The sequence below is a fragment of the Variovorax sp. Root318D1 genome (genome assembly GCF_001424835.1).
Lineage (GTDB): Bacteria > Pseudomonadota > Gammaproteobacteria > Burkholderiales > Burkholderiaceae_C > Variovorax.
On record NZ_LMCQ01000019.1, the window covers coordinates 427,949 to 449,660 of the forward strand.

The 21,712-nt window shown below is 64.8% G+C and carries 20 protein-coding genes; 9 read left to right on the plus strand and 11 right to left on the minus strand.

Annotation, left to right across the window (positions count from 1 at the left end; genetic code table 11):
- Positions 1 to 108 precede the first annotated feature (108 nt).
- Positions 109 to 1,449 carry an NAD(P)/FAD-dependent oxidoreductase gene (locus tag ASC78_RS16395; RefSeq protein WP_055803141.1) on the plus strand — a complete coding sequence of 447 codons (1,341 nt, stop codon included), beginning with the start codon at positions 109 to 111 and terminating at the stop codon, positions 1,447 to 1,449.
- 9 nt (positions 1,450 to 1,458) lie between these two features.
- On the opposite strand, the gene ASC78_RS16400 is transcribed toward ASC78_RS16395, so the two are convergent.
- From ASC78_RS16400 to gcl, 3 genes are read right to left on the minus strand one after another with little or no spacing between them, the layout of a single operon-like run.
- Positions 1,459 to 2,367, minus strand: coding sequence for a 2-hydroxy-3-oxopropionate reductase (locus ASC78_RS16400; protein WP_055803142.1), 909 nt, complete (start codon positions 2,365 to 2,367; stop codon positions 1,459 to 1,461).
- A 36-nt stretch (positions 2,368 to 2,403) separates the two neighbouring features.
- On the minus strand, positions 2,404 to 3,189 hold the full coding sequence (hyi, locus tag ASC78_RS16405; RefSeq protein WP_055803144.1) for a hydroxypyruvate isomerase: 786 nt from the start codon (positions 3,187 to 3,189) through the stop codon (positions 2,404 to 2,406).
- A 17-nt stretch (positions 3,190 to 3,206) separates the two neighbouring features.
- Positions 3,207 to 5,000: a glyoxylate carboligase gene (gene gcl / locus ASC78_RS16410; RefSeq protein ID WP_055803146.1), complete on the minus strand. Its 1,794-nt coding sequence runs from the start codon at positions 4,998 to 5,000 to the stop codon at positions 3,207 to 3,209.
- Positions 5,001 to 5,111: 111 nt separating this feature from the next.
- Between gcl and ASC78_RS16415 the strand changes: the two genes are divergently transcribed.
- A complete protein-coding gene (locus ASC78_RS16415; protein WP_055803148.1) occupies positions 5,112 to 6,014 on the plus strand; it encodes a LysR family transcriptional regulator in 903 nt (300 codons plus the stop codon).
- A 78-nt stretch (positions 6,015 to 6,092) separates the two neighbouring features.
- Here the strand turns inward: ASC78_RS16415 and ASC78_RS16420 are convergent, their stop codons facing one another.
- The 3 genes from ASC78_RS16420 to ASC78_RS16430 form a co-directional block, all read right to left on the minus strand.
- Positions 6,093 to 7,190 (minus strand): AI-2E family transporter, encoded by a 1,098-nt coding sequence (locus tag ASC78_RS16420; protein WP_055803150.1) that lies wholly within the window; start codon positions 7,188 to 7,190, stop codon positions 6,093 to 6,095.
- Positions 7,191 to 7,293: 103 nt separating this feature from the next.
- Positions 7,294 to 7,998: a GntR family transcriptional regulator gene (locus ASC78_RS16425; protein WP_055803151.1), complete on the minus strand. Its 705-nt coding sequence runs from the start codon at positions 7,996 to 7,998 to the stop codon at positions 7,294 to 7,296.
- Between the two features lie 5 nt (positions 7,999 to 8,003).
- A complete protein-coding gene (locus tag ASC78_RS16430) occupies positions 8,004 to 9,338 on the minus strand; it encodes a C4-dicarboxylate transporter DctA (RefSeq protein WP_055803462.1) in 1,335 nt (444 codons plus the stop codon).
- 285 nt (positions 9,339 to 9,623) lie between these two features.
- Between ASC78_RS16430 and ASC78_RS16435 the strand changes: the two genes are divergently transcribed.
- The 6 genes from ASC78_RS16435 to ASC78_RS16460 are packed head-to-tail and all read left to right on the plus strand — an operon-like array spanning position 9,624 to position 16,110.
- Complete coding sequence (locus tag ASC78_RS16435) at positions 9,624 to 10,058, plus strand: type IV pilin protein (RefSeq protein WP_268810391.1); 435 nt, start codon at positions 9,624 to 9,626, stop codon at positions 10,056 to 10,058.
- On the plus strand, positions 10,049 to 10,528 hold the full coding sequence (locus ASC78_RS16440; protein WP_055803152.1) for a GspH/FimT family pseudopilin: 480 nt from the start codon (positions 10,049 to 10,051) through the stop codon (positions 10,526 to 10,528). The genes ASC78_RS16435 and ASC78_RS16440 overlap by 10 nt, the downstream gene beginning before the upstream one ends.
- Positions 10,528 to 11,163, plus strand: a complete 636-nt coding sequence (gene pilV / locus ASC78_RS16445) for a type IV pilus modification protein PilV (RefSeq protein ID WP_055803153.1) — start codon at positions 10,528 to 10,530, stop codon at positions 11,161 to 11,163. Before ASC78_RS16440 ends, pilV begins: the two co-directional genes overlap by 1 nt.
- Positions 11,160 to 12,230, plus strand: coding sequence for a PilW family protein (locus tag ASC78_RS16450; protein WP_235505109.1), 1,071 nt, complete (start codon positions 11,160 to 11,162; stop codon positions 12,228 to 12,230). Before pilV ends, ASC78_RS16450 begins: the two co-directional genes overlap by 4 nt.
- Positions 12,227 to 12,781 carry a pilus assembly PilX family protein gene (locus ASC78_RS16455; RefSeq protein ID WP_082517558.1) on the plus strand — a complete coding sequence of 185 codons (555 nt, stop codon included), beginning with the start codon at positions 12,227 to 12,229 and terminating at the stop codon, positions 12,779 to 12,781. Before ASC78_RS16450 ends, ASC78_RS16455 begins: the two co-directional genes overlap by 4 nt.
- 17 nt (positions 12,782 to 12,798) lie before the next feature.
- A complete protein-coding gene (locus ASC78_RS16460) occupies positions 12,799 to 16,110 on the plus strand; it encodes a pilus assembly protein (RefSeq protein ID WP_082517566.1) in 3,312 nt (1,103 codons plus the stop codon).
- 17 nt (positions 16,111 to 16,127) lie between these two features.
- Here ASC78_RS16460 and ASC78_RS16465 read toward each other — a convergent pair whose 3' ends face one another.
- Both ASC78_RS16465 and ASC78_RS16470 read right to left on the minus strand, forming a co-directional pair.
- Positions 16,128 to 16,685, minus strand: a complete 558-nt coding sequence (locus tag ASC78_RS16465; RefSeq protein ID WP_055803161.1) for a type 1 glutamine amidotransferase domain-containing protein — start codon at positions 16,683 to 16,685, stop codon at positions 16,128 to 16,130.
- Between the two features lie 301 nt (positions 16,686 to 16,986).
- Entirely contained in the window at positions 16,987 to 17,406 is a 420-nt protein-coding gene (locus tag ASC78_RS16470) for a CBS domain-containing protein (protein ID WP_055803162.1), read from the minus strand.
- Positions 17,407 to 17,655: 249 nt separating this feature from the next.
- Between ASC78_RS16470 and ASC78_RS16475 the strand changes: the two genes are divergently transcribed.
- Positions 17,656 to 18,513: an aldo/keto reductase gene (locus ASC78_RS16475; protein ID WP_055803165.1), complete on the plus strand. Its 858-nt coding sequence runs from the start codon at positions 17,656 to 17,658 to the stop codon at positions 18,511 to 18,513.
- Between the two features lie 7 nt (positions 18,514 to 18,520).
- Here the strand turns inward: ASC78_RS16475 and ASC78_RS16480 are convergent, their stop codons facing one another.
- From ASC78_RS16480 to ASC78_RS16490, 3 genes are all read right to left on the minus strand, one after another.
- Positions 18,521 to 20,017 (minus strand): nucleobase:cation symporter-2 family protein, encoded by a 1,497-nt coding sequence (locus ASC78_RS16480; protein WP_055803168.1) that lies wholly within the window; start codon positions 20,015 to 20,017, stop codon positions 18,521 to 18,523.
- 139 nt (positions 20,018 to 20,156) lie between these two features.
- On the minus strand, positions 20,157 to 20,918 hold the full coding sequence (locus ASC78_RS16485; RefSeq protein ID WP_055803170.1) for a GntR family transcriptional regulator: 762 nt from the start codon (positions 20,916 to 20,918) through the stop codon (positions 20,157 to 20,159).
- A 47-nt stretch (positions 20,919 to 20,965) separates the two neighbouring features.
- Positions 20,966 to 21,706, minus strand: a complete 741-nt coding sequence (locus ASC78_RS16490) for an aspartate/glutamate racemase family protein (protein WP_055803174.1) — start codon at positions 21,704 to 21,706, stop codon at positions 20,966 to 20,968.
- Between the last annotated feature and the right edge of the window lie 6 nt (positions 21,707 to 21,712).

Here is a 21,712-nt window from a genome sequence, read left to right on the forward strand (position 1 = left end):
TGTTAGCCAAGGTCAACTGAGGTTGCACGAGGCAATTCAAAGCCGTGCAACCCAAGCGCCCGGCCATCGTCAACCAAGACACACACAAAGACAACAGAGGGGCAGCGCATGACACCCGGAGCTTTCACCACCACCGACCCCGATGTCGTGGTCATCGGCGGCGGGCCTTCAGGCTCCACCGTGGCCGCGCTGCTGGCCGACAAGGGCCACGACGTGGTGCTGATCGAGAAGGCGCAACACCCGCGCTTTCACATCGGCGAGTCGCTTTTGCCCATGAACATGCCGCTGTTCGACCGGCTGGGCGTGCGCACCGAGGTCGAGGCCATCGGCATCAAGAAGCACGGCGCCGAGTTTGTCTCGCCCTGGCACGACCACTCGAGCCACTTCGACTTCGGCGAGGCGATGGACAAGAGCTTTCCCTACGCCGTGCACGTGCGCCGCTCCGAGTTCGACGAGCTGCTGTTCCGCCACGCCGGCAAGCGCGGCGCGCGCACCTTCGAAGGCCAGCGCGTGACCGGTGTCGACATGGAGGCCGGCAAGGGCACGGCCGACAACCGCCCGCTGGTCAAGGTGAAGGCCGACGACGGCACCGAAACCAGCTGGCGCCCGCGCTTCGTGATCGATGCCAGCGGGCGCGACACGCTGCTGTCGAACCAGTTCGATGCCAAGCAGCGCAACCGCAAGCATGCGAGCGCGGCGCTCTATGGCCACTTTGCCAATGCCGAGCGCCGGCCCGGCCGCTTCGAGGGCAACATCTCGCTCTTCTGGTTCGACCACGGCTGGTTCTGGTACATCCCGCTGAAGGACGGCACCGTGAGCGTCGGCGCCGTGGCCTCGCCCGCGTACTTCAAGCGCCGCCAAGGCAAGTCGCTCGAAGAATTCCTGATGGAAACCATCGCGCTCGCGCCCAAGCTGGCCGCACGCCTGAAGAATGCCACGTTGATGGAAGGCGCGACCACCACCGGCAACTACGCCTACGACTCCAAGTTCTGCCGCGGCGACCGCTTCATGATGGTGGGCGACGCCTATGCCTTCGTCGACCCGATGTTCTCTTCGGGCGTGTACCTGGCGATGAACAGCGGCTTCGAGGCGGCCAAGGCGGCCGACCTGTGGCTCAAGGGCGAGGCGAAGGAAGCCGAAAAGGCCTTCCGCCACTTCGAGAAGGTCATGAAGCACGGGCCGAAGATGTTCTCGTGGTTCATCTATCGCATCACCTCGCCGGCCATTCGCCGCCTGTTCATGGCGCCGCGCAACATCTGGCGCATGCAGGAGGCGCTGCTGTCCATATTGGCGGGCGACCTGTTCCGCGACACGCCCATCGGCCCACGCTTCTGGGGCTTCAAGGTGACGTACTACGCCTCGTGCATCGGCATCCTGCCGCAGGCCGTGAAGACCTGGGCATGGCGCCGCCGCAACCTGAAAGAGTCGTTGGAAGCCGCGAAGACCTGAGCCGCAGGCTCAATCTGGCGTGACGGTGTGCTGGGCGAGCGCTTCGAGCGCGCGCACCAGCGCCGAGTGGTCCTGCTGGCCATGGCCCAATGCGGCGCACGCGTTCATCAACTGCGCCGCGCCTGCCGTCTGCGGCAGGGCCACACCCAGCGCCCGGGCGCTCTGCAGCGCCAGGTTCAGGTCCTTCTGGTGCAGCGAGATGCGGAAGCCCGGCGCGAAAGTGCGCTTGATCATGCGTTCGCCGTGCACTTCGAGGATGCGTGAGCTCGCAAAGCCGCCCATCAGCGCCTGGCGCACCTTGGCGGGATCGGCGCCCGCCTTGGACGCGAACAGCAGCGCCTCGCCCACGGCCGCGATGTTCAGCGCCACGATGATCTGGTTGGCCACCTTGCAGACCTGGCCGTCGCCCACGTTGCCCACCAGCGTGACGTTCTTGCCCATCTTCTCGAGCAGCGGTCGCACCTGGCCGAAGGTGCCTTCGTCGCCGCCGCACATGATGGTGAGGCTCGCGGCCTTGGCGCCCACTTCGCCGCCGGAAACCGGCGCGTCGATGTAGCCGCAGCCGAGCGCGATGATGCGCTTGGCAAAACCCTTGGTGGCAATCGGATCGATGGAACTGCAGTCGACCACGATCTTGCCGCGCGAGCCTTTCAGACCTTCGGCCACACCCAGCGTGCCGGGCTCGCCGAACAGCACTTTCTCCACATCGGGCGTGTCGGGCACCATGATGAAGATCACATCGGCCTGGCGCGCCACCTCGGCCGCCGAGGCGCAGATGGTGGCCTTCGAGATGAAGGGCTCGGGCGTGTTGCCCTGGGTGTTCACGAAAAGCTGATGCCCCGCGTCGAGCAGGTGGCCCGCCATGGGTGCGCCCATGATGCCGAGGCCGATGAATCCGATTTTTTGAGATTGCGACATGTCTTCAGTTTCCTTGGATGCTGTTGTCTTCTTCGTTCACTTCTGCTGGGTCAGGGCCTGGCGCCATCCGAGCCCGTCGACGGTGTCCGTGCGCGGCTTGTATTCGCAGCCGATCCAGCCGTCGTAGCCGATCGCATCGATGTGCCTGAAGAGCCATGGGTAGTTGATTTCGCCCGTGCCCGGCTCGCCGCGCCCGGGGTTGTCGGCCAGCTGGATGTGGCCGATGCGCGCGAGGTTCTTCGCGAGCGTGTTGCCGAGCTCGCCTTCCATGCGCTGCGCGTGATAGATGTCGTACTGCACCCGCAAGTTGGAAGAGCCCACTTCGTCGATCAGGGCCAGTGCCTGGTCGGTGCGCGTCAAGAAGAAGCCCGGAATGTCGAAGGTGTTGATGGGCTCGATCAAAAGTCGCAGGCCGGCCGCTTCGAGTTCGCCGGCGGCAAGGCGCAGGTTCTCGACCACGGTCTTATGCGCGGCCTCGGTGCTCACGCCCGCCGGCACCTTGCCGACCAGGCAGTTGAGCTGCGGGCAGCCCAAGCCTGTGGCGTAGTCGATGGCCATCGCGATGCCTTCGCGGAACTCGCCGGTGCGGTCCGGATGGCAGGCGATGCCGCGCTCGCCCTTGTCCCAGTCACCAGCCGGCAGGTTGTGCAGCACTTGCTGCAGGCCGTTGGCGCGCAGGGCCGCGGAGAGTTCCTTCTTCTCGAAGGGGTAGGGGAACAGGTATTCCACCGCCTCGAAACCGGCCTTGGCGGCGGCCTCGAAGCGTTGCATGAACGGCAGCTCGGTGAAGAGCATCGTGAGGTTGGCTGCGAACTTGGGCATGGTGCGTGTCTCCCTGCTCAGTCCAGCATCTCGGCCGCGACGGCGGTCGGTGCATCGGCCGGGTGTTCTGCCAGGGGCTCGAACTCGGTGATGTTGTCGATCTCGGTGCCCATTGCGATGTTGGTCACGCGCTCGAGCATCACTTCGATGACGACCGGCACGCTGAACTCGGCCATCAGCGCTTCGGCGCGCTGGATGGCCGGCGCAATCTCTTCCTGCTTGTTCACCCGGATCGCCTTGCAACCCAGGCCTTCGACGACCTTCAGGTGATCGACGCCGTAGCTGCTCTCGATGCCGGCGTCAGGGCCCGCATTGATGTTGTCGAACGCGAGCTGCACGCAGTAGTCCATCTCGAAGCCGCGCTGCGCCTGGCGAATCAGGCCGAGGTAGGAGTTGTTGACCACGATGTGGATGTACGGCAGCTTGAACTGCGCGCCCACGGCCAGCTCCTCGATCATGAACTGGAAGTCGTAGTCGCCCGAGAGCGCGACGATCTTGCGCGTCGGGTCGGCGGCGCGTACGCCCAGCGCGGCGGGAATGGTCCAGCCCAGCGGGCCGGCCTGGCCGCAGTTGATCCAGTGGCGCGGGTTGTACACGTGCAGGAACTGCGCGGCCGCGATCTGCGAGAGCCCGATGGTGCTCACGTAGCAGGTGTCGTTGCTGAAGTTGTTGTTCATGCACTGATACACGCGCTGCGGCTTCATCGGCACGCTGTCGAAGTTGGTCTTTCGCAGCATGGTCTTCTTGCGCTCGATGCACGACTTGGCCCAGCTGCGGCGGTCGGTGAGCTTGCCGGCCGCCTTCATCTCCTCGGCCACGGCCACGAACTGCTCGAGAGCGGCCTTGGCGTCCGAGACGATGCCGAAGTCGGGCGTGAACACGCGGCCGATCTGCGTGGGCTCGATGTCCACGTGCACGAAGGTGCGGCCCTTGGTGTAGACGTCGACTGAGCCCGTGTGCCGGTTGGCCCAGCGGTTGCCGATGCCCAGCACGAAGTCGCTCGCCAGCATGGTCGCATTGCCATAGCGGTGGCTGGTCTGCAGGCCGCACATGCCGGCCATCAGCGGATGGTCATCGGGAATGGCGCCCCAGCCCATCAGCGTGGGAATCACCGGTACGCCGGTGGCTTCGGCAAAGCGCACGAGCAGGTCGGACGCATCGGCGTTGATGACGCCGCCGCCGGCCACGATCAGCGGGCGCTCGGCCGCGTTGAGCATGGCGATCGCCTTCTCGATCTGGGCCCTCGTGGCGGCCGGCTTGTAGGGGGTGAGCGGCTCATAGCTGTCGATGTCGAATTCGATCTCGGCCATTTGCACGTCGAAGGGCAGGTCGATCAGCACCGGGCCCGGGCGGCCCGAGCGCATCAGGTGGAAAGCCTGCTGGAACACCTGCGGCACCTGGCCGGGTTCCCGCACCGTGACCGACCACTTGGTGACCGGCTTGGAGATCGACTCGATGTCGACAGCCTGGAAATCTTCCTTGTAGAGCCGTGCGCGCGGCGCCTGGCCCGTGATGCAGAGGATGGGAATCGAATCGGCCCAGGCCGAATAGAGGCCCGTGATCATGTCGGTGCCCGCGGGCCCCGAGGTGCCGATGCACACGCCGATGTTGCCAGCCACGGCGCGGGTGTAGCCCTCGGCCATGTGCGAGGCGCCTTCGACGTGGCGCGCGAGAATGTGGCCGATGCTGCCGCGCTGGCGCAGAGCCGAATACATTGGGTTGATGGCCGCGCCGGGCACGCCGAAGGCCTGCGTCACGCCTTCTTTTTCCATCACCAGCACGGCGGCCTGGACCGCTTTCATTTTTGCCATGGGACTGTCTCCTTGAGTGAGGTCCACTGTAGGAAGCAGAGGCCAATCCAAGAAGACGGCTGCGGACCATAAAACCTATTCCACCTTGGAATAAGTGGCTACCATCCGGCCATGGACCGATTGCTGGCAATGGAAATGTTCGTGCGCGTGGTCGAGACCGGCAGCTTCTCGAAGGCGGCGCTCGAGTTCCACACCACGCAGCCCACCGTGACCAAACAGGTCGCGGCCACCGAGGCGCGCCTGAAGGTGCGGCTGCTCAACCGCAACACGCGCGGCGTGAGCCTCACCGAACCCGGCGCGCTCTACTACGAGAAGTGCAAGAACATCGTGCGCGAGGCCGAGGAGGCCGAGAGCATCGTGCAGCTGCGGCAGAACCAGGCCCAGGGGCTCTTGCGAGTCGGCACGTCGGTGGCCTTCGGGCGGCGCGTGGTGGTGCCGCTGGCGCTGGAATACATGCGTCGGCATCCACAGGTGCAGCTCGACCTGAGCTTCGAGGACCGGTACGTCGACCTCATCGCGCAGGGCATCGACGTGGCCATCCGCATGGGCAAGCTGGCCGATTCATCGCTGGGTGCGCGCTATCTGGGCACCAACCCCTGGGCCATGGTCGCGGCGCCGGGCTACCTGAAGAAGCACGGCACGCCCAAGCGCGCGCAGGACTTGAGCGCGCACGTGGCCCTCATCTACAGCAGCGTGGTGGGCGACGAGTTCTGGCGCATGCACACGCCCAAGGGCGATGCGGTGACGGTGCCGGTCTCGGGGCGCTTTCGCTCGAACAACCTTTCCGCAGTGCTGGCCGCGGCGCGCGACGGCCTGGGCATTGCACTCATGCCACGCTACGTGGCGAGCGAGTCGCTGGCTTCGGGCAAGGTGCTCGAAGTGCTCGGCGACCATGCACTGCCCGAGCAGGAGATCCACGCCGTCTTTCCCTCGCCCAAGCTGGTGCCGGGTAAGGTGTCGGGCTTCGTGGCCTTCCTGCAGGGACGGTTTGCCGAAGGGTGGTGGGGCTACTGACGGCGCTCCATCACCTTTTTCATGCTGGCGCGAAGGCGCTATGGCGCGGAATTTCAGGCCAGAAGAGGGGAACGCTGTTCAGTTGCTTTTCTTGTCTTCATCGGAGTCAGCGGCGCTGGGCGGGTTCTCCCACTGGCCCGATTCGAGGAACAGGCTCCACGCCGCCATGAACAGCGCAGCAATCACCGGGCCGACCACGAAGCCGTTGACGCCGAAGATCGCCATGCCCCCGATGGTCGACATCAGCACGATGTAGTCGGGCATTTGCGTGTCCTTGCCCACCAGCACTGGGCGCAGGACGTTGTCGACCAGTCCGATCACGAACACGCCGATGAAGATCAGGATGCCGCCCTGCCAGAAATGGCCGGTGGCCAGGTAGTAGATGGCCACCGGCCCCCAGATGAGCGCCGCGCCCACTGCGGGCAGCAGTGAGAGAAAGGCCATCAGCACGGCCCACAGCAGCGCACCCTGCACGCCCAGCAACCAGAAGGCCAGGCCGCCGATGGCGCCCTGCGCAATGGCCACCGCCACGTTGCCCTTCACCGTCGCGCGGATCACGGTGGTGAACTTGTTGAGCAGGTAGTGCGTGTGCGGCTTGGCCAGCGGCACGGCTTCGCGCATCAACTTGGACAGCGTCGAGCCGTCGCGCACCAGGAAATACAGCAGGTACAGCATCACGAAGAAGCTGATGACGAAGTCGAACGTGTTCTGGCCGATGGTGAGCGCCTGCCCCGCGATGAGCTGGCTGCCCTGGGCAGCGCCTGTGGAAATGCGGGCTTGCCAGGCCTCCATGTTGCCGAGGTTGAAGCGGTCGAAGATGCTCACCAGCCACTGCGGCAAGGCATTGAGGATCTGCTGGAAGTAGGCTGCGAAATTGATCTGCCCGGACCGGATGTTCTGCGTCACCTGCACGATCTCCTGCACCAGCGACACCCCGACCATCACCAGCGGAAGAATCACGATGAAGAGGCAGATCAGCAGCGTCGAAAGCGCCGCAATGTTGTGCCGGCCGGGCATTTGCTTGAGCAGCCGCTTGTAGAGCGGCGTGAACAGGATCGCCAGTGCAACGCCCCACAGCACCGCGCCGAAGAATGGCAACAGCACCCAGAGAAAGGCGACGGTGACGACGGCGAGCAGGGCGAGAAACACGCCGCGCTGGAGTTGGGGTGAGTTCATAGGTGATTCAGACTGTAGCCGAGCCGGAACGCGTTCCGGTATCGGTCGGCAGGCCCTTGTCCTGGTGGCCGCTTTGGCCGGCGCGGGACAAGCCCGGGCGGTGTCAGCGCCTGGCGCGCGGCAGCGCCACCGGCGCCAAGGTGGCGCGCAGCCGGGCCGGGGCGTCGGGCTCGGCCGTGGGGCCGACCTCGAGCGAGCGTTCCACGTTGCCGATGTGCTCGATCATCAGCGCGCGCGCCCTGGCGGTGTCACCGGCTTCCAGTGCGGCGACGATGGCGCCATGCTCCGCGCAAGACTGCCCGGCCTCGTGCCTCGACTGGTAGAGCGTGGCGGCCAGCGTGGTGCGGGCCGTGAGGTCGCGCAGCACGTCGACCAGCAGCTGGTGGCCCATCTGTTCGGCGAGGCAAACATGAAAGTCCGCCAGCAGGAACGCGCGCGTGGCGGCGTCGGCGCCCTCGACGGCGCGCTGCTCGTCGGCGATGTGGTCGCGCAGCTTGCGAATCACCTTTTGCAGCGGCCGGCCTTCGCTTTCGGCCAGGATGCCGGCTTCGACGATGCGTCGCGCCGAGAAGGCATCGCGCGCTTCGTCGGCCGAGGGCTCCACCACGTACCAGCCGCGGCGCGACTGCACCTCGACGAAGCCGCGCGCCTGCAGCTGCATGAGCGCTTCGCGCACCATGGTGCGGCTGACCGCGAAGTTTTCGGCCAGCGCCTGCTCGCCGAGGCGCTCGCCGGGTGCGAGCTTTTGCGCCAGGATGGCTTCGACCACCCGTTCGGCAATGGAGGTTGGATTGACGTCGGCGGCCATCGGGGTCAGTGGCTGGCAGCGCCCGCGCCCAGGGGCGCCGCCGGCTGCTCGGACTCGGCCAGCGGCTCGTCGTCGGGCGAATAGGAGCCATCGAGCACGGCATGCGCGCGCTGGCGGTCGATGTCGCCCTCCCAGGCCGCGATGGCCACCGTGGCCACACAGTTGCCGATCAGGTTGCCCAGCGCGCGGGCAATGCCCATGAACCAGTCGACCGAGAGCACCAGCACCAGCCCGATGGCGGGAATGGCCGGAATCGCATGCAGCGTGGCGGCCAGCACCACGATCGCCGAGCCCGGCACGCCGTGCGCGCCCTTGGAAGTGACCAGCGCAATGGCCAGGATGGTCAAGAGGTCGGCCATCGAGATCGGCGTGTTGGTGGCCTGCGCGATGAACACGGCCGCCAGCGTGATGTAGATCGAGAACGCGTCCAGGTTGAACGAATAGCCCGTGGGAATCACCAGGCCGACTGTGGAGTCGCGAATGCCCATGCGGCGAAGCTTGGCCATGATCTGCGGCAGCACGCTGTCCGACGAGGTGGTGGCGAACACGATGGCGAGCTCCTCGCGCAGGTAGCGCAGCAGCTTCCACAGGCTGAAGCCCGACATGCGCATGACCAGCCCCAGCACCACGAACACGAAGACCAGCACCGCGCCGTAGAAGAGGGCGACCAGCATGCCGAGCTGCTTGAGAGAGCCGATGCCGTATTTGCCTACGGTGAAGGCAATGGCGCCCAGCACGCCGAGCGGCGCCAGCTTGATGATGATGCCCATGATCTTGAACAGCACCAGCGAGAGCGCGTCCACCACCGCGCCCACCGGCTTGCCGCGCTCTCCGAGCAGCGACAGCGCGCAGCCGAACAGCACCGCGAACAGCAGCACCTGCAGCACGTCGCCGGTGGCAAAGGCGTTCACCACCGTGGTGGGAATCAGCTTCATCAGGAACTCGACCGTGCCGCCGCTCGTGAGCTTGTCGGCGTTCGAGGCATAGGCGCTCATGGCGGCGGCGTCGAGCTTGCCCGGGTCCACGTTCATGCCCACGCCGGGCTCGAACACAAAGGCCAGCACAAGGCCCATGGCCAGTGCAATGGTGGTCAGCACCTCGAAGTAGATCAACGCCTTCACACCGACCCGGCCCACGCGCTTCAGGTCGCCCGCGCCGGCGATTCCGTGCACCACCACGCAGAACACCAGCACCGGGATGATCATCTTGATCAGCTTGATGAAACCGTCGCCGAGCGGCTTGAGTTTGACGGCGAACTCCGGTATGAAGAGGCCAGCGAGCACGCCGAGCACCAGCGCTATGACGACTTGGCCGAAGAGGGATTTGGCGAAACGGGGCATGGGGCGACCTTCCATGGGTTGAATGCAAGATCACCAAAATCTTGCATACAAGCAATGTAGGCAAGAAGGCTCCGATTCGTTCCGAGGGTATTCCCGTCTTCCATGGCGGCGTCGCACTCACGCAACCACTATGAATTAGTGTGACATTTTCACATTACTCACATATAGTCACATTCAAATGACTTGCGGGCCCGCTTTCGCTTTAAATGGAGAGCGGGTGGCCGAACGGGTTAGCTTATGTATCAGTTCTTAAGAAAATCGAAGCCCACATCGATGCGTGTTAGCTTGTCCGGCCCCCGGACGGGGCTAACGCGGGTGCGCGGCTTCTCGCTGATCGAACTGATGGTGACGGTGGCGATCGTCGGCATCCTCGCGGCCATTGCCTATCCCTCGTACACCAGCTACATAGTTCGCTCCAATCGGTCGGCGGCCCAGGGTTACATGCTCGAGGTCAGCAGCCTGCAGCAGCGCTACCTGCTGGACGCGCGGACCTATGCAGCTGACCTTGCCACGCTTAATTCGAGCGTTCCCTCCCACGTGTCGTCCAACTACACGGTCACGACGCCCCTCAAGACCGGAACCACGCTACCTGGCTTCACGGTCACGGCAACGCCGATCGGCAGCCAGTTGGCGCGGGACACCGCCTGCGGAACGCTGACCATTGATGAGGCGGGCACGAAAACCGCGTCGGGCTCCAGGGGAGTGGCGGGATGCTGGTAGGCCGCCGTTCGAAGCTCCGCGCGCAGGGCTTCACGCTGATTGAACTGGTTACAACCATCACGGTCATGGCGATCCTGGCCGGCCTCGCGTTGCCCTCCTTCAGCGCATTCGTTGCCAACCAGCGCATCCGCAACGTCTCCTTCGACCTCATGGCTGCCCTCACGCTTGCCCGCAGCCAGGCTGTGACCCGCAACACCAGCGTATCCCTGCAGAAGGTCGGAACCGCCTGGGACGGTGGTTGGAGAGTGAGCGATGGCACCCTCACGTTCCACAACCAGGAAGCCTACAAGAACCTCTCGATCACCGATTCGCAGGACCTGGGCGCCATCACCTATGGCAAGGATGGCCGCACCGTGACAACGAGCACTAAATTCACCATCGCACCGTCGTCCGAGGTGAGCGGCGTGAGTTCGCGCTGTGTCTCCATCGGCCTGAGCGGCGTGCCGAGCAGCAGCACGGGAGCCTGTTGATGTCACTCCGTACTTATGGTCACCTGCCTTCGGGGGCCGCACAACAGCAAGGGATCGCTCTGGTCGAAGTGCTGGTCTCGCTCGTCATCCTGCTGTTCGGGCTGCTTGGCCTCGTGGGGGTGAGCAGTCGTTCGAGCACGGCCGAAATGGAGTCCTATCAGCGGGTCCAGGCCCTTCAGCTCGTGCAGGACATGTCGGACCGCCTCAACGCCAACCGGAAGGTTGCGACGTGCTACTCCAATGGAGCGACCGGCGTGAAATTGGGCACTGGCACCGGGAACACCGGGGCGGCGAGCTGCGCTGCGGGAAATGCGCAGCAGCAGGCGCGAGCCGTGGCCGATCTGGCGGCCTGGGACAGCATGCTCAAGGGGCAGGCCGAGATCCAGCCGGCCACCAAGCCCGGCCAGGCGAGCACCAACGTCGGCGCCATGATCGGCGCTATCGGCTGCGTGACGCTCGACGACGCCGCAAACAACGTTTACATGATCGCCGTGTCGTGGCAAGGCCTCGTCAAGACGGCCGCTCCGACCCTGGCAGATGGCACCACTGCATTCCCCTGCGGAAGCGGCGCCTACAGCGACGAAAAACTGCACCGGGTCGTCACCACCAAGGTCCGGATCGGGGCACTCTCGTGAAAAAGCCAACTATGTTCCATCGAAGACGGTGCGGCCGGGGCTTTACGCTGATCGAGTTGATGGTGGCCATCACCCTTGGTCTGTTCCTTCTGATCGGCCTGAGCAGCCTGCTGGTGTCAACCGTCAGCTCCCGGTCCGAGCTCGACAAGTCTTCGCGCCAGATCGACAACGGGCGCTACGCATTGCAGGTGCTCACCGACGACATACAACTCGCCGGCTTTGTGGGCGCAAGCTCGAGCACGGCTTTCGCGACCGTGACGCCCGTGGCCTGCCCGTCGAGCATTGCCGACTTGGGCTATTCGGCGACGACGAGCCCGGGCACCTCCAACGTTCCGTTGCCGGTCTACGCGCTGGGCAGCGAGCCGAGTTGCCTCGACCACGTGATGTCCGGCACCGCCATCCTGGTCGTCACGCGCGTCGGCACGAGTGCCGTGACGGTGGCCTCGGCGGTCAGCGGCGAGCGCTACCTGCAGATCTCCGCCTGCTCGACCGACTTGCTGCCCTTCGTGGCGGCGGCCGGCTCCTCGACATCGAGTTTCAACCTGATGCAGAAGGACTGCCTTTCGACCAAGCTCGCGCCGGTGCGCAAGATCGTGCAGCACGTGTACTTCGTGAGCACCTGCAACGTGTGCGGCACCGACACCACACCCACGCTCAAGATGGCCGAATACGTCAATGGAGCGATGACCATCACACCGCTGGTGGAAGGCATCGAAAACCTGCAGCTCGACTACGGCGTCGACATGGATGCCAACGGCTCACCCGACTGCTACACCAGCAACCCGGGCAGCCCTCCCACGGCGGAAGTCGCCGTGGCCGTGTGCCCGCAAACGACGCCGGCCTACGACTGGACAGTGGCCGCGACCAATTGGGCCAACGTCATGGCAATCCGCATACACGTGCTGGCGCGCAACACCGAGTCCAGCAGCGGCTGGACCGACTCCCGGACCTACAACCTCGGCCTGGCAACGCCGACGGCCGGCCCGTTCAACGACCGCATCAAGCGGCACGTCTACAGCACGGTTGCCCGCCTGTACAACAGCTCGGGCCAGAGAGAAACACCATGAACCGTTCCAAAAATGCCTTCGCCCGCGCAAGGGTCCAAACAGGTGCAACCTTGCTGGTCTCCATGATCTTCCTGGTGGTGCTGACGCTCATGGTGGTTTCAGCCGTCAAGGTCACCAACGTCAACACGAAGGTGGTCGGCAACATGCAGACCGAGAGCGAGGCCAATGCGGCTGCAATGCAAGCGATCGAAGCGACGATCAGCACGGACTTCACATCGATGCCGGTGGCCAGCACCACCACGGTGGACATCAACAACAGCGGCCAGACCGGTTCCGCATACACCGCTGCCGTGGCTGCGCCGGTATGTACCGGCATCAAGCCCATCAAGCTCAGCGAACTGGATGCCACCCTGACCAGCGACCAGCCCTGCTACGTGAGCGGCGCCTCGCAGAACACGGGCATCGCCGGCAGCAGCGCTGGTGGCAATTCGCTGTGCTCCAACTCCAACTGGGACGTCAGTGCCAGCGCTACCCCGCCCGCCGGTGGCGCTCCGAACGCCCCGACTCACCAAGGCATTGCAGTGCGCGTCGCAGTGGGTGCGGCATGCTGATCAAACGGGAGTCGGACATGACGAAGAAATCGAATTTCTGGCAGTTGAGTGCCTTGGCTTTGCTTGCGCTGGCAAGCGCCGGCGCAAGGGCCGACGACATCGACATCTATCAGGGCACGGTCAGCGGCGGCGCCCCCAACCTGCTGCTAATGCTCGACAACTCGGCTGCGGCGAGTGCGAGTTCGAGCTTCACCTGTTCTGAACTGACAGTGAACGATCCCTCGAAGAATCTGGGCTTCGAGCAGTGCGGGTTGTACAGCGCCATCAAGTCAGTCGCCACCGATGCCGCCCTGAACGGCAACATCAGTCTGGGCCTGATGTACTTCCCAACGGGCGGGGCCAACGGCGGCACTTTCGTCCTGCCCGCTGCATCGCCGGCGCCGAGCTCCCTGCTGCTGATGGACGGTAACGGTACCGACGGCAAGGGTGTCAACCAGATGCTCTCGAGGGTCGCGGCTTTGAGCCTTGCCAGCGATAAGTCGAACAACAACCAGACTGCTCAGGCCATGCAGGAAGCTTGGGCCTTTTACCAGGGCAAGACCGGTCTGTCTGGCACCACCTACCCGGGGCTGACGAACCAGCAAGCCTGTGCCAGGAATTTCCTTCTCTACATCACGCTCGCCACCAACAACCAGAAACCACAGGACAGCGGCAACGTGGGCGGATCTGCCTTGCAGACAGCCGGAGCCCTGACCTCGCTTCCCACCCAGGTGGCGCTGCCGAGCTGGAAGTCGCCGATCTCTCCGAACGCCACAGCGGCTGCCAAGTACAAGAGCGACTACTCCGACGAGTGGGCGAACTTCATGTACACGGGGACTTCACCCAACCTCACGACGCCTTATCCGGCCATCACCACCTACACCATCATCCTGAGCGATGGCAGCAACCCGGATTACGAGCAGCTCATGGTCAGCATGGCCAACCAGGGGGGGGGCGCGTATTTCATAGTGAAGCTTGGCGACGTCAGCGCACTGGCCGATGCCATCAAACGGGTGTTCACGGAAGTGCAGGCCGTCAACAGCGTGTTCGCAGCGCCTGTATTGCCGGTGAGTGCCAACACGCAGGGCACCTACGTCAACCAGATCTACATGGGCATGTTCCGCCCGGACGGCTCCGACAACCCGCGCTGGATGGGCAATCTCAAGCAGTACCAGTTCGGCGTGGACATCACCGACCCGACCGCGCCCCAGCTGTTTCTGGCCGATGCCTCCTGGGGCACCTATTCGGCCGGCACCAATGCGAACCGGGCGTTGAGCGCGTCGGGGACCGGGTTCATCTCGCCCTCGGCGGTCAGCTTTTGGACCTCCAAGGACATCGCTTCGCTGCCTGACTCCAAGGGCGGCTTCTGGCTCAATGCCTTCAAGGCGCAAGGCGCCGCGGACGGCTACGACTGGGCGGACGGACAGGTCGTCGAGAAGGGCGGGGTCGGGCAGCAGATCCGTCTCAAGTACCTGAAAGACAGTTATCCCACGACTTCGACGGCAAGCGCGACGACGGCACGCAACGTGTACACCTGCGTCGGCACCGGGTGTACCGCCAATGCGGCATTGAGCACGATGCCTTTCAAGGCCGGTAACACGAACCTCACATCCACCGCGCTGGGAATCCCGGCGTCGAGCTCGGTAACGGCCGTCAACCTGATCAACTGGGCGCGCGGCGACGACACGTTCGCGGCAGGCGACTCAGTCGCAGGGACTGAGGGCAACACCCTGCCAGATTCCAGCATCACGATTCGCGGTTCGGTGCACGGCGACGTGCTGCACTCACGGCCCGCGGTGATCGACTATGGCGGCGCGACCGGCGTGGTGGTGTTCTACGGCGCCAACGACGGAATGTTCCGCGCCATCAATGGCAACCAGCCCAACAATCCCACCGACAGCAGTAAGCCCAAGGGCAGCTGTACGTTGTCGACGACGTGCGCCATTACCGTGAAGGACGCTACCGGCGCCACCGCAAGCGTGCCCCCGGGCGGCGAGCTGTGGAGCTTCGTGCCCTCGGAGTTCTACTCGGGCCTTCAGCGGCTTTACCAGAACAGCCCGGCGCTGAAGCTGGGCAACTCCTCCACGGGCACCCCGAAGACCTACTTCTTCGATGGCGCGCCGGGCGTCTACCAGAACAGCACCACAGGCAAGGCCTACCTCTTCCTGTCGGCGCGCCGTGGCGGCCGGTTGCTCTATGCACTGGACGTGAGCGATCCGGCCAACCCGAAGTTCATGTGGAAGCGCACCAATGCCGATACCGGCTTTGGAGAACTCGGGCAGACCTGGTCGCAGCCGAAGGTGGCAATGATCAAGGGCCGCACGAATCCTGTGCTGATTTTCGGTGCCGGCTACGACACCAATGAAGACGCCGAGCCGCCACTGGCCGACACCATGGGCCGAGGGATCTTCATCGTCGACGCGGTTACCGGCACCATGCTCTGGCAGGCCGGCCCTGGCGGTAGCGGTACGACTTGCACCGGCAACCCCTGCGCACTGGCGGGCATGAACTACGCGATTCCGGGCGACGTTACGCTGGTGGACCGAGACTTCGACGGCTACATCGATCGGCTCTACGCTGCAGACACGGGCGGCAACATCTGGCGCGTGGATCTCCAGCCGACCGGCAGCGGCGACTTGAGCACCTGGCAGGCGACTCAGATTGCCGCGTTGGGCGGAACCGGCACGACCAAGCGCAAGTTCTTCTTCCCGCCCGACGTGGTGCTGACGAAAAACTACGACGTGCTGCTGAACATCACCGGCGACCGGGAGCACCCGCTGCTGACCCAGAAGGCCACCAGCATCGTGAACCGCTTCTACATGGTCAAGGACACCAACGTGGGAGGAAATGCATCCACCTGGACGCCCGTGCGCGATGACACCAGCAGCACCGCGGACGCCGAGCCCACTGCGCTGTTTCACGTCACTGATTCTGTCCCGTACAACGGCACGCTGAGTGGGTTCTACAGGACCCTGAGCGGCTCGGGTGAAAAGGGCGTGAATGCGCCGACCACCGTCGGCGGCATCGTCTACTTCGGCACCAACCAGCCCATTGTCCCGAGCACCACAAGTTGCCAGGCCAACCTGGGTTCCGCGCGCAGCTATGGCATCAACTTCCTGACGGGCAGTGCGACCTCCAAGCTGCTCGACGGCGGCGGGCTGGCGCCTTCGCCGGTGTTCGGCATCGTCACGGTCAACGTCAACGGCACGAATCGGCAGTTGCCATTCCTGATCGGCGGTGGCGGCGGCTCCGGTGCGGACGGTAAATCGGGTCTCGGCGCGCAAAAGCCGATCATCCCCCTCCACGCCACACGAAAGAGAACCTACTGGTTCCGTGAGACCGACCGCTGAAAGTAGGTTCAGCTCGCTCAAGCATGAGCGAGCGCCCCTGCAAACAGCCTGACCATCTCACGATCAAAGGCAAGCAGGTCTTGCGGCTTGCGGCTCGTGATCAGGTTGCCGTCGACCACGACTTCGCTGTCGACCCACCTGGCGCCGGCATTGGTCAGGTCGGTGCGCAAAGACGGCCACGACGTCAGCGTGCGGCCTTGGACGGCCCCGGCCTCGATCAGCGTCCACGGTCCGTGGCAGATGGCGGCGACGGGCTTGCCGGCCTTGAAGAAGTCGCGAACGAAGGTGACGGCCTCCTCGTCGATGCGCAGCGCATCAGGGTTCATCACGCCGCCGGGCAGCAGCAGCGCATCGAACTCATGGGCGGCCGCCTGCGAAAGCGGTATGTCGACGTTGAACTCGTCGGCCGTTTTGTGATGCTTCCAGCCGCGCACCGTGTTGTTCTTCGGCGAGACGATCTTGGTGACGGCGCCCACAGCCTCGAGGGCCTTGCGGGGTTCCGTCATCTCCGACTGCTCGAAGCCATCGGCCACGAGAATGGCGACCTTTGCGCCATCGAGTAAGGTTTTGCTCATGGGGAATCCTTTCGACCGTGCCTCATCCAGAGGACATCGGCCATTCGTTCGTGCGTTTGCATTGGGGGGATGTGGCGCGCTTTTCATGCCATGCGCTTTTGCCCACGAGCCAAGCTCATTGGGCGGGTCCGCCGGCTTGTCTGGGGATCCTTGCGTCGTGCTCTCCAAGTTTCACAAAAGCACCGTCGGGGCCCAGAGGAGCGCACCACATCCGAAAAAACAGATTGCGCCGCCGGTCTCTTTCCTTGTGTCAGCGAGATGCCGAAGCACTGTAGGAATTTGGCCGACGGCGGCTCTTTTTTCAGGCGGGCTCTGAAATCTCGCAGAGCGCTTCGGCCACGGGCGCCGGTTGGCGTTCCTTCACGGCAATGTCGCCTAGCGCCACGATGCCCACCAGCCGCTTGTCCCGGTTGACGATCGGCAGGCGCCTGATCTGGTACTCGCCCATGATCGCGGCAGCGCGTGCCACCGGCTCGTCTTCATAGGCCCAGCGGATGTGCTCCGACATCACGTCGCGCACCTTGGCTTCGCCGCCACGGCCTTCAGCCACCGCTCGAATGGCAATGTCCCGGTCCGAAATGGAACCGATCATCCGATCGTTCTCGCCCACCGGCATCATGCCGAAGTCGCCATCGCGCATGCAGCGCGCGGCTTCCGCAATCGTTGCGTCGGGACTGATGACCTGCACGTCCCGGCTCATGACATCCTTGATCGTGTGCATAAGAATCTCCTCGTCGGTTGAAGGCATGCGGAAAGTCCAGCCGTTCGTTCGTTCCTCCGGCGGCACCCATGCCTTGCTTCACTTTGCGAAAGTTTGCGGCCCTGCATCTGTAGGACTCCGCCCCCCACGCGCGTGATCGCCCGCATCACATGCCTGCGCACCGAACTTTTTCCTTGGGTAACAACTTTCCGCTGGCGAGTGCGGGCGGGTTTCGGGGGCATCTCCCGGTCTCCCGTTAGGATTTGCCCGATGAGAACATTGCCTCTTTCCCGCTCGAGCGAAATTCCGGTCCTGGGTCTCGGCACCTGGCGCATGGGCGAGGCGGCCAACCACCGCAAGGCCGAAGTGGCCGCCGTGCGCGAAGCCATTGCCATGGGTTACCGGCTGATCGACACCGCCGAGATGTACGGCGAGGGCGGGGCTGAAACGGTGCTGGGCCAGGCATTGGCCGAAGCCCTGCGCGCGGGGGACGTGCGGCGCGACGAGCTCTTCATCGTCAGCAAGGTCTATCCGCACAACGCGAGCCGGCGCGGCACGCCCGAGGCTTGCGAGCGCAGCCTGAAGCGCCTCGGGCTCGATACGATCGACCTCTACCTGCTGCACTGGCGCGGCAGCCATCCGCTGCGCGAAACGGTCGATGCGCTGCAGGCGCTGATGGCCAAGGGGCGCATCGGTCATTGGGGCGTGAGCAATTTCGACATCGACGACATGGAAGAGCTGGCGCATGTCATCGGCGACGGACCCGGTTGCGCGGCCAACCAGGTGTATTTGTCTCTGGGCGAACGCGGGCCCGAATTCAGTCTGCTGCCGTGGCTGCGCGAACACGGCATGCCGTTGATGGCCTACAGCCCCATCGATCAGGGCGCACTGGCAGGGGACGATGCACTGGGAGCGCTGGCGGGCCAGCTCGGCGTGACCGCCGCGCAGCTTGCGCTGGCAGCGGTAATTTCTCGGCCCGGCGTGGTTGCGATTCCGAAGGCGGTGCGCAGCGCGCACCTTCAGGAGAACCTTGCCGCCGCTTCCCTGAAGCTCGATACGGCCACGCTCGCCGAACTCGAACGTCTCTATCCGCCGCCTCGGCGCAAGACGCCGCTGGCGATGATCTGACGGGCTTCTAGTGCGCCTCGGCCTGCTTGGCCGCGTCGATCACGGCCTGCTCGTCGTGCTTCGCACCATTGAGGAACAGGTTCAGCAGCACCGCGCTGATCGATGCCAGCAGAATGCCCGACTCGACCAGCGAGTGGATCGCATGCGGCATCCACTGCTTGAAGTTGGGTGCGATGAGCGGAATCATGCCGATGCCGATCGACACCGCGACGATCATCGCGTTGTGCCGGTTGCCCTTGAAGTCCACGCCCGAAAGAATGCGGATGCCCGTGGCGGCCACCATGCCGAACATCACCAGGCCCGCGCCGCCCAGCACCACGGTGGGCAGTGACTCGATCAGCGCGGCCATCTTGGGCAGCAGCCCGAGCACGACCAGGATCACGCCCCCCGCCACGCAGACATAGCGGCTCTTGATGCCCGTGACGGCCACCAGGCCCACGTTCTGCGAAAAGCTGGTGTACGGAAAGGTGTTGAAGATGCCGCCGATCAGCGTGCCCAGGCCGTCGGTGCGCAGCCCGCGCGCGAGGTCCTTCTGGCCGATCTTGCGATCGGTCATCTCGCCGACCGCGAGAAACATGCCGGTCGATTCGATCATCACCACGATCATGATCAGCGTCATCGTAAGAATGAGGATCGGGTCGAACTGCGGCATGCCGAAGTGGAACGGCAGCACCACGTCCACCCAGGCCGCCTTGCCGACCTTCTCGTAGGTCATGAGCCCTGTCGCCGAGGCCACCACCGCGCCGATCACGATGCCCAGCAGCACCGAGATGTTGGCGATGAAGCCCTTGGCGTACTTGACGATCAGCAGGATGGACACCAGTACCAGCGCCGCTACGCCGAAGCCCGAAAGGTCTGCGTACTTGGGGTTGGGCACCGTCGGCATGATGGCGAAACCCTTGGGCACTGCGGGAATCGAGCTGCCCGGCGAGGTCACCTCGGCCAACCACTTCGCATAAACCGGATCGACCAGCGCCGGCGCCGTCGGGCCCACGGGATTGCCGAAGATCCAGTTGATGCCCACGCGCATCAGGCTGATGCCGATCACCGCGATGATGGTGCCCGTGACCACCGGCGGAAAAAAGCGCAGCATGCGGCTCACCAGTGGGGCGATCAGTATCGACACGATGCCCGCACCGATGATGGCGCCGAACAGCAGCTGCGCGCCGTTCTGCCCGGGGTTGGCATTGGCAATGGCCACCATGGGCGCGACCGATGCGAAGGTGACGCCCATCATCACCGGCAGCTTGATGCCGAACCACTGCGTGGCGCCCAGCGCCTGGATCAGCGTGGCAATGCCGCAGCAGAACAGATCCGCCGAGATCAGCAGCGCCACCTCGTCGGGCGAGAGCTTGAGCGCGCGGCCGACGATCAGCGGCACCGCCACGGCGCCCGCATACATCACCAGCACATGCTGCAGGCCCAGGGCCGCGAGCTTGCCCGAAGGCAGGCGCTGGTCCACCGGATGGACTGTCTGAACTGGGGAATAGGTTTCGGCCGTCATCGTGTGTCTCCTGGCGCGGCAAGGGGAACGTGCGTGGTACGGCGCGGATGTCCGTGGCGTCCACAGTATGTGTACGCCAAACTGTATACAATTTATGGCGCAAAGCTGGATGCAGGAAAACCCGCATCGCCGCGCCCGGTCAGGCGAGCAGGGCCTTCACCAGGTCGAGTTGCCGGTCAGGCTTTTCGGTGCCCAGTTCGAGACTGGCCTCGATGCGCTCCAGGTGATCGATCATGCAGGCCACCGCGCCTTCCGCGTCGCCCTTGCGGCAGATGCGCAGAAACTCCGAGTGCTCGTCCGATGAGCAGTGCGGGTCGTTCGACGAGTGGTACAGCATGGCGATGAGCGAGCTGCGCGCCACCAGTTCGCGCACCAGTTCGGCCAGCGTCTTGTTGCCCGTGGCCTCGGCCAGTGCCACGTGAAAATCGCCCAGCACTTTCTCGCGCACGGTGCCCGTGGTGGTGGTCTGGCGTAGCGCGGTGCGCTCGAATCGGATGTGCTGCTCCAGCACTTGGTAGTCGCGCGGCCGCGCATTGGCGATGAACAGGCGCACCACTTCGCTTTCGAGGATGCGGCGCACCGCGAACACCTCGCGCGCCTCCTGCACCGTCGGCTGGCAGACGAACGCGCCCTTGTCGGGAATCATCTCGATGAGCTTGTCTTTCGACAGCATGAGCAGGGCCGCGCGGATCTTGGTGCGGCTCACCGAATAGACGCGGCCCAGCGCTTCCTCGCGCAGCCAGGTGCCGGGCGGCAGGCGCTTCTCGACGATGGCGGTGGCAATGTCCTGCGCAATGCTCTCGATGGAACTGCTCTTGTCGGTGGCAGCCGCGCCGTTCTCGGCAGAAGCGGCGGTGGCAATAGGGGAGGCGGGAGAGGCAGGGGATTTGGCGCGAGGCATGCGGAGATTGTGGCTCAGCGGGCTGGCCGCCGACCCCCGTGCCGCCCCTAGCGTGCGGCCAGGGTAAAGCCTTCGAGCGCACCCGTCATGCGCTTGGGCAACGGATGCGCCAACTCGCCGCGCTTGCTGGTCTGCAGCTTCAGCGCGACCAGCGACTCGATGAGCTTGGTGGCCGCCGCCACGCCGTCGATCACCGGCACATTGAGCAGGCCGGCGATGTGCTCGCACAAGTCGGTCATGCCGGCGCAGCCGAGCACGATGCAATCGGAGCCGTCTTCGTCGAGCGCGCGCCGGCATTCGCCCACGATGCGTTCGCGCGCATTGGAGCCGGGCTCCTCGAGTTCAAGCACTGGCAGCTCGCAGGCGCGCACGTTGGCGCAGAAGCGCTCCATGCCGTAGATCTCGGCCAGGTGCCAGGCCTGGCCCATGGTGCGGCCCAGCGTGGTGACCACGCTGAAGCGGCTGCCCACCATGCTGGCCATGTGCATCGCGGCTTCTGCAATGCCCACCACCGGGCCGCGCGCGAGTTCGCGGGCGGCCTTCAGGCCCGGGTCGCCAAAGCAGGCGATCACGTAGCCATCGATGCCCTCGCGCTCGCCGGCCGCAATCTCCCGCAACAGGCCGGGTACGGCCAGCGCCTCGTCGTAGTGGCTCTCGATGGAGACCGGCCCCATGGCGGGGCTGACCGCGACGATCTCGGTGCCGGGCTGCGCAACCGCGCGGGCGCAGGCACCGATCTTCTCGGTCATGCTCCAGGTGGTGTTGGGATTGATGATCTTGATGCGCACGGCGCG